A 15,715-nucleotide genomic window follows, 5' to 3' on the forward strand; every position below is an offset into this window, starting at 1 on the left:
GCTGGCTCGGTTTGCGACAACCGGTCTTGGACACACCGCACCCGGATGTCTTTCTTTCCGACAGGATCTGCTCACCCCCAGGCGATTTCAGCTCTCCGGAACCCGCGGTATGCACCACGCCGGGCGGCACGGGACACCGCGCGAGAGGACCGGATAGCCGTCGAGAAACTGCACGTCTGCCGACGCCACGTCACGCCTAGCCCGTCGCTTCCTCGCCTTCGCGGTCGAAGCCCCACCGGATCGCCGCGGACAGGTTCGACACGTAGTTGGCTTCCAGATTGTCGTCGTGCTGGCGTTGTATCCAGGACGGGTGCTTCACGTGGAAAATGTACGGAACACCCTTGGGGAGTCGCCCGCGCGGAATCTCAAAGAGCTCCTCGCAAATCCGCGCGCTCGGATAGAAGAACGTCAGCACCCGTTCCGCATCGCGACCTAAGGCAACCACCAGCCGCGGCCGGACGATCTCGAGTTCGCGGTGCAGATACGGCGAGCAATTGACAATCTCATGCTGATGCGACGAGCGGTTCTTCGGCGGGTGGCAGTGCACCGCGTTGCTGATGAAGACATCCTCTTTTTCCGGACCCGCGCGCTGGATGCTCTCGTCGATCAGCTCGCCGCTGCCACCGGTGAACGGGACCTGGCTCTCCATGCACTTCTCGCACAGGCTCTGCCCGATCAGCGCGACCGGTGAGCTCACGCAGCCGTAGCCGGGCGCCGACATGGTGGCGGGCGCGATGTTCATGCCCTCGCAGCGCCGGCAGCCCGCGATCTCAGCGTCGAGAGCGATCTTGCGCAGCCGTCGCGAGGCAGATGAGTCATAGTCCTCGGTCACGCTCGGACCCACGGTTGGAGTGTAGATACTTCCGGGGGCACGCCCCGCCTAATTGAGCCGCGGCGAGCAACAACGTCCAGCCGGGCCGCTCGGGCAGGCAAGTCGCATACCCCGCAACGGCTGAAAAAGCGGATCCGACGACGACAGTCCCCACCCATGGACGCCCGCCGCAGCCACGCCCACAAACCACAAAGGTCACGTCCTCTTTCGAGGCCGTGACCTTTGTGTCTACGGTTCATAGAACCGCTCGCTGTGGGCGAAGGGGGACTTGAACCCCCACGTCCCGAAGGACACTGGCACCTGAAGCCAGCGCGTCTGCCATTCCGCCACTCGCCCAAACGACCGGAGGACCATATCACTTTAGTAGGCCCGAACCCCAACCGCTGCCAGCGGGGTGGGGCCGGGGGTCGGCCCCGGGAACCCCCGCCGAGCCGCAGTTCGACCCCAGCGGCCCTGGTACACGGACCAACTTCTGGGTCTCTGAAGTGTCTCGATGTGATTCTCAGGGTTCTCACGGTGCCCCAGGGTCACGGTGTCCCGATAGCATGGTCTGTTGACCACGACCCGCGGGTGAGTCGTTTGCCTTGCGCCAACGATGGACCACAACACAGTGAGGCGAGCACTGAAGAGATGGGTAGCCAGAAAGGGCTAGTTCAGCGCATCGAGCGCAAACTCGAGTCGACGGTGGGGGACGCATTTGCCCGGATGTTCGGCGGATCGATCGTCCCGCAAGAGGTCGAAGCCCTGTTGCGACGGGAAGCGGCCGACGGCGTGCGCTCCCTGCCGGGAAATCGCCTTTTGGCCCCCAACGAATACATCATTACCCTCAGTGTGCACGACGCTGAGGAATTGGGCGCCGATCCACACCTCACGTCGAGCGAATTTGCTCGGTACTTGGCGGACTACATCCATGAACAGGGGTGGCAAACTTATGGTGATGTGGTCGTCCGGTTCGAGCAGTCATCGAGCCTGCATACTGGCCAGTTCCACGCCCGCGGGGCTGTTAACCCCGACGTCGAGCCCCGCCCGACAGTCAACGATTCCGCCCAGCCACAATCGAACGATGCGTTTGGCGCAGAACCAGGAGTACCACCAATGACTGACAACTCGAGCTACCGCGGCGGTCAGGGGCAGGGGCGGCCCGACGAGTACTACGACGAGCGTTACGCCCGTCCGCAAGAAGACCCGCGCGGCGGTCCGCACGGCGGACCCGACCCACGTGGTGGATACCCGCCGGAGGCCGGGGGTTACCCGCCTCAGCCCGGGTACCCGCCGCCACGCCCGCAAGACCAGGGCGGCTACCCGGAACAGGGCGGCTACCCCGAGCAGGGCGGCTACCCCGAGCAGGGCGGCTACCCCGACCAGCGCGGCTACCCCGACCAGCGCGGCTACCAGGACCAGGGCGGTTACCCCGACCAGCGCGGTTACCCCGACCAGCGCGGTTACCCCGAGCAGGGTGGCTACCCGCCGTCATATGAGCAGCGTCCGCCCGCGCCCGGAGGTTACGGCGCCCAGGGCTACGACCAGGGTTACCGCCAGGGTGGCGGCTACGGCCAGCCGCCCGGCGGTCAGCCCGGATACGGGGGCTACGGCGAATACGGCCGCGAGCCCGCACGCCAGGACGAGGGCGCCTATTCAGCGCCCGCGGCTCCGTCGGCACCCCCTGAGGCGCAGCGCCCGGGCTACCCCGACCAGGGTGGCGGCTACGACCAGGGCTACCAGCAGGTCGGCGCCGGGTACGGCCGGCCCGAGTATGGCCAGGGCGACTACACCCAATACGCCGACACGTCCTCCCCGGGCGGCTACCCGCCGCAGGGCGCCGGATACGCCGACCCGGCCGGTCGCGACTACGAGTACGGCCAAGCGGCGGCCCCCGACTACGGTCAGGCGCCGCCCGACTACGGCCAGGCCCCATCCGACTACGGTCAGGCGCCGCCCGAGTACGGCCAGCCAGCCGGCGGCGGTTACGGCGGTTACGGACAGAGCGGCTACGGGGCTACCGGATCTTCGGTGATCCTGCAGCTCGACGATGGCAGCGGACGCACGTACCAGCTCCGCGACGGGTCCAACATCATCGGCCGCGGGCAGGACGCGCAGTTCCGGTTGCCCGACACCGGGGTGTCACGTCGCCATCTGGAGATCCGCTGGGATGGACAGGTTGCGCTGCTGGCGGACCTGAACTCGACGAACGGCACCACCGTCAACAACGCGCCCGTGCAGGAGTGGCAGTTGGCCGACGGCGATGTGATTCGCTTGGGCCATTCCGAGATAATCGTCCGCATCCACTGACCCTCTGGGCTCACAGCTGCCGTGCTTTACTCCGCACCGACCGCCGTCCAAGTATCGTGACCTTGCTGATGTGCTCGGCACCGGCGTGGGGTGGGCAGTGCCAGGACCGATGCCAGGACGGAAAGGACGCCAGATGCAGGGGTTAGTACTGCAACTGACGCGTGCCGGTTTTTTGATGCTGCTGTGGCTTTTCATCTGGTCGGTGTTGCGGATCCTGCGGACCGATATCTACGCACCGACCGGTGCCGTCATGGTGCGCCGCGGCCTGGCGTTGCGCGGGACGCTCTTACCGTCGCGGCGGCGCGGGCAGTCGGCACGCTATCTCGTAGTGACCGAGGGGGCGCTGACCGGCGCCCGCATAACTTTGAGTGGACAGCCGGTATTGATTGGACGCGCGGACGACTCGACCCTGGTGTTGACTGACGACTACGCCTCGACGCGCCACGCCAGGCTTTCCCAACGAGGATCGGAGTGGTACGTCGAGGACTTAGGATCGACCAACGGTACTTACCTTGACAGGGCGAAGGTGACGACTGCGGTACGAGTTCCCATGGGAACGCCGGTGCGAATCGGCAAGACGGCAATCGAGTTGCGCCCGTGACCCTAGTCTTGCGCTACGCCGCCCGCAGTGATCGCGGCCTGGTACGCGCCAATAACGAGGACTCCGTGTACGCCGGGGCACGCCTGTTGGCGCTGGCCGACGGCATGGGCGGCCACGCCGCCGGGGAAGTGGCATCCCAGTTGGTCATCGCCGCGCTGGCACATCTGGACGACGATGAGCCCGGCGGCGACCTGCTGGCCAAGCTGGATGCCGCGGTGCGCTCCGGCAACTCGGCTATCGCCGCCCAAGTCGAGATGGAACCCGAGCTCGAAGGCATGGGGACCACACTCACCGCGATCCTGTTTGCCGGTAACCGACTGGGGCTGGTGCACATCGGTGACTCCCGCGGCTACCTGCTGCGCGACGGTGAGCTGACCCAGATCACCAAGGACGACACGTTTGTCCAGACGCTGGTGGACGAGGGGCGGATCACCGCGGAGGAGGCGCACAGCCACCCGCAGCGTTCGCTGATCATGCGTGCGCTGACCGGTCATGAGGTCGAGCCGACGTTGACCATGCGAGAAGCTCGCGCCGGCGACCGCTATCTGCTGTGCTCGGACGGCCTGTCGGATCCGGTGAGCGACGAAACCATCCATGAAGCGCTGCAGATTCCCGACGTCGCCGAAAGCGCCTACCGTCTCATCGAGCTGGCCCTGCGCGGGGGCGGTCCCGACAACGTCACGGTCGTGGTGGCCGACGTCGTCGACTACGAATACGGACAAACCCAGCCGATCCTGGCCGGCGCGGTCTCCGGTGATGACGACCAGCTGACCCTGCCCAACACCGCCGCAGGACGGGCTTCGGCGATAACCGCCCGCAAAGAGGCGGTCAAGCGGGTTCCGCCGCAAGTCGAGACCGTTCACCGGCCTCGCTGGTCATGGCGACGGATGGCACTGGTCGCCACGCTGGTGGTGCTGCTGGTGGTGGCGGGCCTGTTCATCAGCCGTGCGGTGATCCGCAACAACTATTACGTCGCCGAATTCAACGGCACCGTATCGATCATGCGGGGCATTCAGGGGTCGTTTCTGGGCATGTCCCTGCACGAGCCGTATCTCATGGGCTGTCTGAACGCACGCAACGAGCTGTCCCAAATCAGCTATCAGCAATCCGGCGAGCATCTCGACTGCAATCTGATGAAGTTGGACGACCTGCGCCCACCCGAACGCGCACAGGTGCAGGCCGGCCTTCCCGCCGGCTCGCTCGACAACGCGATCGGGCAGTTGCGCGAGTTGGCCGCCAACTCGCTGCTGCCACCCTGCCCCGCGCCGCGCGCCACCTCGCCGCCGGAATCATCTGCCCCGAGCACCGCCAGCGAGACACCCGGACAGCCCAGCGTCACCTCCTCACCAGCGTCGACGACCACCCCGACTCCCTCGGCCAGCACCACGCCGACCACGACTTCCGGAAGTACGGCAGCTACCAGCACCCCGCCCGCGGGTACCTCGCCGGCGGCCCCGACGTCACCTACTCCGACGTCGACGACGAGTTCGCCGAACGTGACCGCACTCCCGCCACCCCCACCGCAGCCGGGCATTGACTGCCGGGCGGTGGCATGACGACCCAGCTGCAGCCACCGGTAACGGTGACGCCCCCGTTGCCGACCCGACGAAATGCCGAACTGCTGCTGTTGTGCTTCGCCGCGGTGATCACCATCGCTGCGCTATTCATCGTGGAAGCCAATCAAGACCGGGCCATCCATTGGGACCTAGCCAGCTACGGGCTGGCCTTCCTCACCCTGTTCGGCTTCGCGCACCTGGCGATCAGACGCTTCGCGCCGTTCACCGATCCGCTGCTGCTGCCGGTGGTGGCGCTGCTCAACGGACTGGGCCTGGTGATGATCCACCGGCTCGACCTCGTCGACAAGCAGATCGGCCACCGCGCACATCCCAGCGCAAACCAACAGATGCTGTGGACTCTGGTCGGGGTGGCGTCGTTTGCGCTGGTGGTGACGTTTCTCAAGGACCATCGCCAGCTGGCGCGCTATGGCTACACCTGTGGTCTGGCGGGTCTGGTGTTGCTGGCGATCCCCGCGGTAATGCCCGCGGCCTTGTCTGAGGAAAACGGCTCCAAGATCTGGATTCGGTTGCCCGGCTTCTCCATCCAGCCCGCCGAGTTCTCCAAGATTCTGCTGCTGATCTTCTTTTCGGCGGTGTTGGTGGCCAAGCGCGGACTGTTCACCAGCGCCGGCAAGCACCTGATGGGCATGACCCTGCCGCGCCCGCGCGACCTCGCGCCGCTGCTGGCGGCCTGGGTGGCCTCGGTCGGTGTGATGGTCTTCGAAAAGGACCTCGGCACCTCGCTGCTGTTGTACGCGTCATTCCTGGTGGTGCTTTACCTGGCCACGCAACGGTTCAGTTGGGTCATCATCGGGCTGACGCTGTTCACCGCCGGAAGCGTGGTCGCCTACTTCGTTTTCCACCATGTCCGCGTCCGGGTGCAGAACTGGCTCGACCCGTTCGCCGATCCCGACGGCACCGGCTACCAAATGGTGCAAGCCCTGTTCAGCTTCGCGACCGGCGGCATCTTCGGTACCGGTCTGGGCAACGGACAGCCCGACACCGTGCCCGCGGCGTCGACCGACTTCATCATCGCCGCGTTCGGGGAAGAGCTCGGGCTGGTGGGGCTGGCCGCCATCTTGATGCTCTACACCATCGTCATCATCCGCGGACTACGTACGGCGATCGCCACCCGCGACAGCTTCGGCAAGCTCTTGGCCGCCGGTCTGGCATCAACGCTGGCCATCCAGCTGTTCATCGTCGTCGGCGGCGTCACCAAGCTCATCCCGCTGACCGGGTTGACCACACCATGGATGTCCTACGGCGGGTCGTCGCTGCTGGCCAACTACGTGCTGCTGGCCATCCTGGCGCGAATCTCCCACGGTGCCCGACGACCATTGCGCACCCGCCCTCGAAATACGTCGTCCATCGCGGCGGCCGGCACAGAGGTGATCGAGCGGGTATGAACGCCTCTCTGCGCCGAATCTCGGTGACCGTGATGGCGTTGATCGTGCTACTACTGCTCAACGCCACGATGACCCAGGTCTTCACCGCCGACGGGTTACGAGCCGATCCCCGCAACCAGCGGGTGCTCCTCGACGAGTACTCCCGCCAGCGCGGCCAGATCACCGCCGGCGGCCAGCTGCTGGCCTACTCGGTGGCCACCGACAGCCGGTTCCGTTTCCTGCGGGTTTATCCCAACCCAGAGGTGTACGCGCCGGTGACGGGCTTCTACTCGCTGCGCTATTCCAGCACCGGCCTGGAGCGCGCCGAGGATCCGCTCCTCAACGGATCCGACCAGCGCCTGTTCGGTCGCCGGCTGGCCGACTTCTTCACCGGCCGCGACCCCCGTGGCGGCAACGTCGACACCACGATCAACCCGCGCATCCAGCAGGCCGGGTGGGACGCCATGCAGCAGGGCTGCGGCGGGCCCTGCAAGGGCGCCGTCGTCGCGCTGGAACCGTCGACCGGCAAGATCTTGGCGCTGGTCTCTTCGCCGTCGTATGACCCCAACCTGCTGGCGTCGCACGATCCGGAGGCACAGGCCGAAGCCTGGAAGGATTTGCGCGACGATCCCAGCTCCCCGCTGACCAATCGGGCAATTTCGGAAACGTATCCGCCCGGCTCGACCTTCAAGGTGATCACCACCGCCGCCGCATTGCAGGCCGGGGCCACCGAGAACGACCAGCTGACCGCCGCCGCCAACATTCCGCTGCCCGACAGCACGGCGACCCTGGAGAACTACGGCGGTGCCCCGTGTGGCAGTGGGCAGACCGTGTCGCTTCGCGAGGCGTTCGCCAAGTCCTGCAACACCGCGTTTGTGCAGTTGGGCATCTCGACCGGCGCGGCGGCTCTGCGCAGCATGGCACATGCCTTCGGGCTGGACACCCCACCGAGCGCGGTACCCCTGCAGGTGGCCGAGTCCACGGTCGGACCCATCCCGGACGCCGCCGCACTGGGCATGTCGAGCATCGGACAAAAGGACGTCGCGCTCACACCGCTGCAAAACGCGCAGATTGCCGCGACCATCGCCAACGGCGGCGTCGTGATGCGGCCCTACCTGGTCGACAGCCTCAAAGGGCCCGACCTGGCCAATATCAGCACCACCGCACCACATCAGCAGCGCCGCGCGGTGTCACCGCAGGTCGCCGCTAAGCTAACAGAGCTGATGGTCGGCGCCGAGCAAGTCGCACAGCAGAAAGGGGCCATCCCCGGCGTGCAGATCGCATCCAAGACGGGTACCGCAGAGCACGGCACCGATCCCCGTCATACCCCACCTCACGCGTGGTATATCGCGTTTGCCCCCGCACAGGCTCCCAAAGTTGCTGTCGCGGTGCTGGTGGAAAATGGGGCCGATCGCCTTTCTGCGACCGGCGGCGCGCTCGCGGCCCCGATCGGGCGGGCCGTGATCGAGGCCGCGCTTCAGGGGGAACCATGAGCCCAAGAGTTGGTATGACGCTGTCTGGCAGGTATCGCCTGCAGCGGCTCATCGCCACCGGTGGCATGGGCCAGGTCTGGGAGGCGGTCGACAGCCGGTTGGGCCGGCGCGTCGCGGTCAAGGTCCTCAAACAGGAATTCTCGTCGGACCCCGAGTTCATCGAGCGGTTCCGCGCCGAGGCACGCACCACCGCAATGCTCAACCATCCCGGCATCGCCGCCGTGCACGACTACGGCGAAAGCCAGATGAACGGTGAGGGCCGCACCGCCTACCTGGTGATGGAGCTGGTCAACGGCGAACCGCTGAACTCCGTGCTCAAACGCACCGGGCGGCTATCGCTGCGGCACGCGCTGGACATGCTCGAGCAGACCGGGCGGGCTCTGCAGGTCGCCCACGCGGCCGGCCTGGTGCACCGCGACGTCAAGCCGGGCAACATCCTGATCACCCCCACCGGGCAGGTCAAGATCACCGACTTCGGTATCGCCAAGGCCGTCGATGCGGCACCGGTGACCCAGACCGGCATGGTGATGGGCACCGCCCAGTACATCGCGCCCGAGCAGGCGCTCGGCCAGGATGCCAGCCCGTCCAGCGACGTCTACTCGTTGGGAGTGGTTGGCTACGAAGCGGTTTCGGGTAAACGTCCGTTCACCGGCGACGGAGCTCTGACGGTGGCGATGAAGCACATCAAAGAGCCGCCGCCGCCGCTGCCGGCCGAACTCCCGCCGAATGTGCGCGAGCTGATCGAGATCACGCTGGTCAAGAACCCCGGCCTGCGGTACCGCAGTGGGGGACCCTTCGCCGACGCCGTCGCCGCGGTGCGCGCCGGCCGGCGCCCGCCCCGACCCAGCCCCGGCGTACCTTCTCCTCGGGCCAGCGCGCGTTGCTGTGGGCCGCCGGGGTGTTGGGCGCACTGGCGATCATCATCGCGGTGCTCATCGTCATCAATTCGCGGGCCGACAGCCAGCAACAGTCACCGCCGCCGACCGTCACCCAGACCACAACGGCTCACCAAACGCCGACCGGTCAGGGGCCGCGCCTTAATTGGACGGATGGTCAATCAATAGGGAATCCTGGACTGCAAAGTAACCAGCCTGACCTGGTCGACGATGCGGGCCGAAATCGCCCGATAGGGAACCGGGACAGCGCAACCAGCTGGAATGTCACGGTGACGCCGCAGCATCGTGCGGCGCTGGCCCGATTTGAGATGCAGCGATGACCACCCCTCAGCACCTGTCCGACCGCTACGAACTGGGCGACATCCTCGGTTTCGGAGGTATGTCGGAGGTACACCTCGCCCGCGACCTGCGGCTACACCGCGACGTCGCGGTCAAGGTGCTGCGCGCTGACCTGGCTCGCGATCCCAGCTTCTATCTGCGCTTCCGGCGGGAGGCGCAAAACGCCGCCGCGCTCAATCACCCGGCGATTGTCGCGGTGTATGACACCGGCGAAGCCGAGACGCCGTCCGGACCGTTGCCCTACATCGTCATGGAGTACGTGAACGGGGTCACCCTGCGTGACATCGTGCACACCGACGGCCCGATGGCCCCGACGCGCGCCATCGAGATCATCGCGGACGCGTGCCACGCACTGAACTTCAGCCATCAAAACGGCATCATTCACCGCGACGTCAAGCCGGCAAACATCATGATCAGCACCACCAATGCGGTCAAGGTGATGGACTTCGGCATCGCGCGCGCGATCGCCGACAGCGGCAACAGCGTCACCCAGACCGCGGCGGTCATCGGCACCGCGCAGTACCTGTCGCCCGAGCAGGCCCGCGGCGATTCGGTCGACGCACGATCTGACGTCTACTCGTTGGGATGCGTGCTCTACGAGATCCTGACCGGCGAGCCACCGTTCACCGGCGATTCCCCGGTCGCGGTCGCCTACCAGCATGTTCGGGAAGACCCCATCCCGCCGTCGGAACGCCACGAAGGGATCTCCGCCGAGCTGGATGCGGTGGTGCTCAAGGCCCTGGCCAAGAACCCGGACAACCGCTACCAGACCGCCGCGGAGATGCGCGCCGACCTGGTGCGGGTACACAACGGCGAAGCGCCCGAGGCACCTAAAGTGCTGACCGGCGCCGAGCGGCGCTCCCTGACGGCGTCCTCGCCGTCCAGCCCGGCCGCGCCACGCACCGACCCGCTGCCTCGCCAGACACTCGATGACACCGACCGGGACCGCAGCACGCCCTCGGTCGGCCGCTGGGTGGCCGTGGTGGCCGTGCTGGCCGTACTGACGATCGTCGTCACCATCGCCATCAACACGTTCGGCGGCAACACCCGCAACGTGCAAGTTCCCAATGTGCGGGGCCAAGCATCGGCGGATGCCATCGCTGCGCTGCAAAACCGTGGCTTCAAGACCCGCACCCTGCTCAAGCCGGACTCGACGATCCCACCCGACCACGTCATCGGTACCGACCCGGCCGCCAACGCCTCGGTGTCGGCCGGCGACCAGATCACCATCAACGTCTCCACCGGTCCCGAGCAGCGCGAGCTCCCCGACGTCTCCTCGATGACCTACGCCGAGGCCGTCAAGAAGCTGACCGCGGCGGGATTCGGCAGGTTCAAAGAGGCCAAGTCGCCCTCGACCCCCGAGCTGATGGGCAAGGTCATCGGAACCAACCCGCCGGCCAACCAGACGTCGGCGATCACCAACGTCATCACGATCATCGTCGGCTCTGGCCCCGCGACCAAGCAGATTCCCGACGTCGCGGGCCAAAGTGTTGAGGAAGCCGAACAGAACCTCAACGTTTACGGGTTCACCAAGTTCAGTCAGGCATCGGTGGATAGCCCCAAGCCTGCCGGCAGCGTCATCGCCACCAATCCGCCGGCGGGCACCACGGTGCCGATCGATTCGGTGATCGAGCTACAGGTGTCCAAGGGCAATCAGTTCGTCATGCCCGACCTGTCCGGCATGTTCTGGACCGACGCCGAGCCGCGGTTGCGCGCGCTGGGCTGGACGGGATCACTGGACAAGGGGCCCGACGTGGACGCCGGCGGTTCCCAGCACAACCGGGTCGTGTATCAGAATCCGCCCGCCGGTGCCGGGGTGAACCGCGACGGCATTGTCACGCTGAAGTTCGGTCAGTAGTTCCGGCCTCCACCGGCAGGTGCGGTCGGATCGCGCTGGCGACCTCGTTTTCCAAACGTCGCACCAGCGTGTCGTCGCGCGCCCATCCGCAGTAGGCCAGCCAGTTGGCCAGCATCCGGTGCCCGCCCTCGGTCAGGATCGACTCGGGGTGGAACTGGACACCGTGAATCGGCAGCTCGGTGTGGCGAACTCCCATGATCACTCCGCTGCGGGTGTGCGCCGTGGCTTCCAGCTCGGCCGGCAGCGAGTCCGGCAGGATGGTCAGCGAGTGATAGCGGGTTGCCGTGAACGGGTCCGGAAGTCCTTGTAGGACGCCAACATTTGTGTGATAGACGCTGCTGGTCTTACCGTGCAGCAGCTCGGGCGCCCGATCGACGGTCGCCCCGAAGGCAACCCCGATGGCCTGGTGGCCCAGGCATACCCCCAACAGTGGCGTGCGCGCCGCCGCACACGCCCGGACCAAACTCACCGATGCACCGGCTCGTTCCGGAGTGCCCGGGCCCGGGCTGAGCAGCACCCCATCGAATTGCGCCGCGATGGCGGCCTCGTCGCAGAGCCGCGGGTCGTCGTTTCGCCACACCTCGGCCCGCACACCCAACTGGCCCAGGTACTGGACCAGGTTGAACACGAAGCTGTCGTAGTTGTCGACGACCAGGATGGGCATCGTGACAGGTTACCGTCCGGCCCGAGTTCTGGTCGGCTCAGTAGCCCACCGGACCGAGCGGCTGCGCGTAGTGCATCCGGCCCGGTTCGGAGTACCCGGCGACATTCACATCGGATTTGGCTTCCTCGCGGTAGCCCAAACCGAAGCGCACCACATACTGCTTGTAGAGGACCACCAGTGGTGCCGCCTCGAGCGCCGCTTGCATCGCGGCCGCATCACCGATCGCGGTAATGATGTAGGGCGGGCTGTAGGTGCGACCGTTGAGCAACAGGGTGTTGCCGACGCAGCGAACCACCGAGTTGGCGATGATGCGCTGGTCCTGCATCTGAATCGCCTCGGCGCCGGCACTCCACATCGCGTTGAGAACGGCGTCGATGTCTTGTTGGTGCACCACCAGGTCATCGGGGGAGGCGTCGCGCAGGAAGCGGCCGTTGGCGTCGCGCTGCGCGTCGTTGAGCGTGACCACCAGGCCCGGGCCGTGCGCCGGATCCATATCGGCCTCGCTGGCCAAGTCGCGGGCTCGGCGCAGCATCGCCGTCAGGGCGGCATCAGAGGACCGCAGGTGGTTCGCGTCGATCCGCGCGGTGAGGGCATCGCGCTCAGCGCTGAGGCGGTTGACCGACGACTGCGACTGACGGACCAGGTCCACCAGTCGTGGTGCATCGCTGCGGCGGATTTCCGCGCCGCCGGAGACCCCGTGGGTGGCGGCCAGCAGCAGACCGGCCAGTAGGCACACCAGCGGAACGCCGAAGCGCCACGGCGAGCGGCGCTCATCGGTCATGCCGCCTCCATTTCCTGGTCACAGGGCCGGTTGGGTTAGTCTCGTGGCAAAGCTATGCCTAATGCTGCAACCGTAATCGTTGCAGTCCTGTCCCGCTCATTGTGTTGTTGAGGTATTTCGAGGTACCAATGCCCAAGTCGAAGGTCCGTAAGAAGAACGACTTCACCGTCAAGCCGGTGAGCCGCACCCCAGTGAAGGTGAAGGTCGGCCCTTCCAGCGTCTGGTTCGTCGCGTTGTTCATCGGTTTGATGCTCATCGGCCTGGTCTGGTTGATGGTGTTCCAGTTGGCTGCCGTCGGTAGTCAAGCTCCCGCGGCGCTCAATTGGATGGCTCAGCTGGGTCCGTGGAACTACGCGATCGCGTTCGCTTTCATGATCACCGGATTGTTGCTCACGATGCGCTGGCACTGACCCATACCACACCCGTAATGAATTCATTACTGGGTAGGTGGGTTACCGCGCCAGCAACTCTTTTGTAGTTCAATCACACGCGTGTGATTTATCCCCACTGTTGATAGCGTCTGTGGATAACCGTATCCCCCGTGGTCGGAGGGCTGAAGTAGCGCATGCAGCAAACACAATGGTCGCCGCGGACGGCGGGAATCGCTGGTTGTGCGCTCGCTGGCGTTTTGATGGCTACCGCCGCTGTGACCGTCGTCACAGACCCGCCTGGGCGCATTCTGGCAGGCGTTGCCGCACTGGGTCTGATCTTGTTTGCGGGCGGATCGTGGCGCGCGCGGCCAAAGCTGGCAATCACGCGTGAGGGCCTAGCGATCCGCGGCTGGCTTCGGACTCAGCTGCTGCGCCCCGCCAGCATCAAGATCATCCGGATCAACGAATTCCGTCGCCATGCGCGCACGGTCCGTTTGCTCGAGATCGAGGGGGACAACGACGCCATGTTCGTCTTGTCGCGGTGGGATCTCGGTACCGATCCGCTCGACGTACTCGACGCGCTCAGCGCGGCCGGCTATGCCGGCCGCGGCAAACGTTGAGCTGAAGGTGTCAGGAAATAGTGATCGACTCGATCACGACCGGTTCGGTGGGCCGGTCGCTGCCGTCGGTGGAGGTCGTCGCGATCGCCTCCACCACACCCTGTGAGTCCGGGTCGCTCACCTCGCCGAAGATCGTGTGGCGCCGATTCAGGTGCGGCGTCGGGCCGACGGTGATGAAGAACTGCGAGCCGTTGGTGCCCGGCCCGGCGTTGGCCATCGCCAGCAGGTAGGGCTTGTCGAATTGCAGCTCCGGGTGGAACTCGTCAGCGAACTTGTAGCCCGGTCCGCCGCGGCCGGTGCCGGTGGGGTCGCCGCCCTGGATCATGAAGCCCCGGATCACCCGGTGAAAGACAGCGCCATCGTAGAACGGGCCGGAGGTGCTACCGGATGCGTTCTGGGTCGAATATTCCTTGGTGCCCTGCGCAAGGCCGACAAAGTTGGCAACGGTCTTGGGAGCGTGGTTCCCGAAGAGGGCGACCTTGATATCCCCGCGGTTGGTGCGCAGCGTGGCGGTTGCAGTCTGAATTGGGCTGTTAGTCACGGAATCACAGTCTGCCATTACAGACGGGCCCGGCCGCAGCCGGTGTCATTCCGACTCGTGGGAAGCCGTGTGCGGGCAATGGGCCCGCGAACGCCCTAATGGTGGCAGTCTGTGGAGGGACCGGAGTAGCTCTGGGCCAGGGCCTGGCAAGACGGTTTGGCACGACAGTAGAGAGGCGGCAGATGAGCGAGCAGGCGGAAGCACGGTTGACGCCACGGGAGCGACTGACCCGCGGGCTGACCTACACGGCGGTGGGGCCGGTGGATGTGACCCGAGGTGTTGTGGGACTCGGGGTGCACTCTGCGCAGTCGACCGCGTCGGAGCTTCGCCGCCGGTACCCCCAGGGCCGCTTGGCCCGCGAGGTTGCCGCCGCTCAGGAAGCGATTGCCCAGGAGCTGGCCGCCGCTCAAGAAGTGGTCGCCAATCTGCCCCAGGTGATTCAGGAGGCCCGGCGCAAGCAGGGCCGCAGTAAGCGTCCCTGGGTGATTGCCGGGGCGGTCACCGTGGTTGTCGTGGCCGGCGGTGCGGTGGCATTCACCGTGGTGCGCCGTTCGTCGCAGCCCGAGCCGTCCCCGCGCCCACCCAGCGTTGACGTCCAGCCGCGTCCCTAGGACTCGCTTAGCGTGCCCATGGACTCGGGCAACTAGGCCGCCTATCACGACGGCTTGACCCTCACGCGACGTGAGGCGCCAACCTGATCGACGTGACGCAGGAGACGCCGGTGGACGGACTCACCGTGGGCCAGGTCGCGGAGCGATTCGGCATCACGGTGCGCACGCTTCACCACTATGACGAAATCGGGTTGTTGATCCCGAGTCGACGTGCGGCCTCGGGTTACCGGGTTTACACGTCGGCGGACCTGACGCGCCTGTCCCAGGTCATCGTCTACCGCCGACTCGAGCTGCTGCTCGACGAGATCGCGCGGCTGCTCGACGAGGGCAATGCGGTCAGCCACCTGGTTCGTCAGCGCGAACGCGTCATGGCGCGACTCGATGAGATGAAGGACCTCGTCGAGGCAATCGATCTGGCATTGGAGAAAGCCATGACCAACACCCCCATGACCGACGACGACATGCGCGAACTCTTCGGTGACGGCTTCGACGACTACCGGGTTGAGACCGAGCAGAAGTGGGGCGAGACCGCGGAGTGGAAGGAATCCCAACGCCGCACCAAGTCCTACGGCAAGGACGAGTGGGTTCGGATCAAGGCCGAGGGCCAAGCCATTGAGAAGGCCTTGTCCGACGCCTTCCGCGCTGGGCTGCCGGCCGACTCCGAGGAGGCTATGAACGCGGCGGAGCAACACCGCCGCCACGTGAATCGCTGGTTCTACGACTGCCCGCCGGCCTTTCACCGCAACCTGGGCGACATGTACGTGAGCGACCCCAGGTACATCGCCACCTACGACGAATCATTCGGGTTGCCGGGGCTCGCGGCCTACTGTCGCGAGGCCATTCACGCCAACGCGAACCGGGCCGGCGGCTGACGTGAC

Annotated in this window: 14 protein-coding genes, 1 tRNA gene and 1 pseudogene; 11 read left to right on the top strand and 5 right to left on the bottom strand. The window is 66.1% G+C overall.

The genetic code is table 11. From position 1 onward, the window contains the following. Positions 1 to 196: 196 nt before the first annotated feature. Both MMSP_RS03140 and MMSP_RS03145 read right to left on the bottom strand, forming a co-directional pair. Positions 197 to 832, bottom strand: a complete 636-nt coding sequence (locus MMSP_RS03140) for a uracil-DNA glycosylase family protein (RefSeq protein WP_020785447.1) — start codon at positions 830 to 832, stop codon at positions 197 to 199. A gap of 253 nt (positions 833 to 1,085) precedes the next feature. Then, a tRNA-Leu gene (locus MMSP_RS03145) sits at positions 1,086 to 1,168 on the bottom strand. A 294-nt stretch (positions 1,169 to 1,462) separates the two neighbouring features. Here MMSP_RS03145 and MMSP_RS03150 point away from each other — a divergent pair. From MMSP_RS03150 to pknB, 7 genes and pseudogenes are all read left to right on the top strand, one after another. Then, positions 1,463 to 3,121: a DUF3662 and FHA domain-containing protein gene (locus MMSP_RS03150; RefSeq protein WP_020785448.1), complete on the top strand. Its 1,659-nt coding sequence runs from the start codon at positions 1,463 to 1,465 to the stop codon at positions 3,119 to 3,121. A 133-nt stretch (positions 3,122 to 3,254) separates the two neighbouring features. Next, a complete protein-coding gene (locus tag MMSP_RS03155; RefSeq protein WP_015353896.1) occupies positions 3,255 to 3,722 on the top strand; it encodes an FHA domain-containing protein in 468 nt (155 codons plus the stop codon). Continuing rightward, positions 3,719 to 5,278: a PP2C family serine/threonine-protein phosphatase gene (locus MMSP_RS03160; RefSeq protein WP_015353895.1), complete on the top strand. Its 1,560-nt coding sequence runs from the start codon at positions 3,719 to 3,721 to the stop codon at positions 5,276 to 5,278. Before MMSP_RS03155 ends, MMSP_RS03160 begins: the two co-directional genes overlap by 4 nt. Further along, positions 5,275 to 6,684: an FtsW/RodA/SpoVE family cell cycle protein gene (locus MMSP_RS03165; RefSeq protein ID WP_020785449.1), complete on the top strand. Its 1,410-nt coding sequence runs from the start codon at positions 5,275 to 5,277 to the stop codon at positions 6,682 to 6,684. Before MMSP_RS03160 ends, MMSP_RS03165 begins: the two co-directional genes overlap by 4 nt. Further along, positions 6,681 to 8,156 (top strand): D,D-transpeptidase PbpA, encoded by a 1,476-nt coding sequence (gene pbpA, locus MMSP_RS03170; RefSeq protein WP_015353894.1) that lies wholly within the window; start codon positions 6,681 to 6,683, stop codon positions 8,154 to 8,156. The genes MMSP_RS03165 and pbpA overlap by 4 nt, the downstream gene beginning before the upstream one ends. Beyond that, a pseudogene (locus MMSP_RS03175) lies at positions 8,153 to 9,372 on the top strand (serine/threonine-protein kinase). Before pbpA ends, MMSP_RS03175 begins: the two are co-directional and overlap by 4 nt. Then, a complete protein-coding gene (gene pknB / locus MMSP_RS03180) occupies positions 9,369 to 11,249 on the top strand; it encodes a Stk1 family PASTA domain-containing Ser/Thr kinase (protein ID WP_020785451.1) in 1,881 nt (626 codons plus the stop codon). The pseudogene MMSP_RS03175 and the gene pknB overlap by 4 nt, the downstream one beginning before the upstream one ends. On the opposite strand, the gene MMSP_RS03185 is transcribed toward pknB, so the two are convergent. Beyond that, complete coding sequence (locus MMSP_RS03185; protein WP_015353891.1) at positions 11,227 to 11,913, bottom strand: aminodeoxychorismate/anthranilate synthase component II; 687 nt, start codon at positions 11,911 to 11,913, stop codon at positions 11,227 to 11,229. The genes pknB and MMSP_RS03185 overlap by 23 nt on opposite strands. 37 nt (positions 11,914 to 11,950) lie before the next feature. Next, the gene (locus MMSP_RS03190) at positions 11,951 to 12,694 is read right to left on the bottom strand and encodes a DUF881 domain-containing protein (protein WP_020785452.1); all 744 of its coding nucleotides are present in this window, start codon (positions 12,692 to 12,694) and stop codon (positions 11,951 to 11,953) included. Positions 12,695 to 12,822: 128 nt separating this feature from the next. Between MMSP_RS03190 and crgA the strand changes: the two genes are divergently transcribed. Together crgA and MMSP_RS03200 are read left to right on the top strand one after the other, a co-directional pair. After that, entirely contained in the window at positions 12,823 to 13,104 is a 282-nt protein-coding gene (gene crgA / locus MMSP_RS03195; RefSeq protein ID WP_011738418.1) for a cell division protein CrgA, read from the top strand. Between the two features lie 155 nt (positions 13,105 to 13,259). Then, on the top strand, positions 13,260 to 13,685 hold the full coding sequence (locus MMSP_RS03200; protein WP_020785453.1) for a PH domain-containing protein: 426 nt from the start codon (positions 13,260 to 13,262) through the stop codon (positions 13,683 to 13,685). A 10-nt stretch (positions 13,686 to 13,695) separates the two neighbouring features. Here the strand turns inward: MMSP_RS03200 and MMSP_RS03205 are convergent, their stop codons facing one another. Continuing rightward, positions 13,696 to 14,244, bottom strand: coding sequence for a peptidylprolyl isomerase (locus MMSP_RS03205; RefSeq protein WP_015353888.1), 549 nt, complete (start codon positions 14,242 to 14,244; stop codon positions 13,696 to 13,698). 164 nt (positions 14,245 to 14,408) lie between these two features. Between MMSP_RS03205 and cwsA the strand changes: the two genes are divergently transcribed. Together cwsA and MMSP_RS03215 are read left to right on the top strand one after the other, a co-directional pair. Continuing rightward, a complete protein-coding gene (gene cwsA / locus MMSP_RS03210) occupies positions 14,409 to 14,837 on the top strand; it encodes a cell wall synthesis protein CwsA (protein WP_020785455.1) in 429 nt (142 codons plus the stop codon). A gap of 110 nt (positions 14,838 to 14,947) precedes the next feature. Then, positions 14,948 to 15,709, top strand: coding sequence for a MerR family transcriptional regulator (locus MMSP_RS03215; RefSeq protein WP_020785456.1), 762 nt, complete (start codon positions 14,948 to 14,950; stop codon positions 15,707 to 15,709). Positions 15,710 to 15,715: the final 6 nt, after the last annotated feature.

The sequence above is a fragment of the Mycobacterium sp. 012931 genome, assembly GCF_000419295.1.
GTDB classification, from domain to species: Bacteria; Actinomycetota; Actinomycetes; order Mycobacteriales; family Mycobacteriaceae; genus Mycobacterium; species Mycobacterium marinum.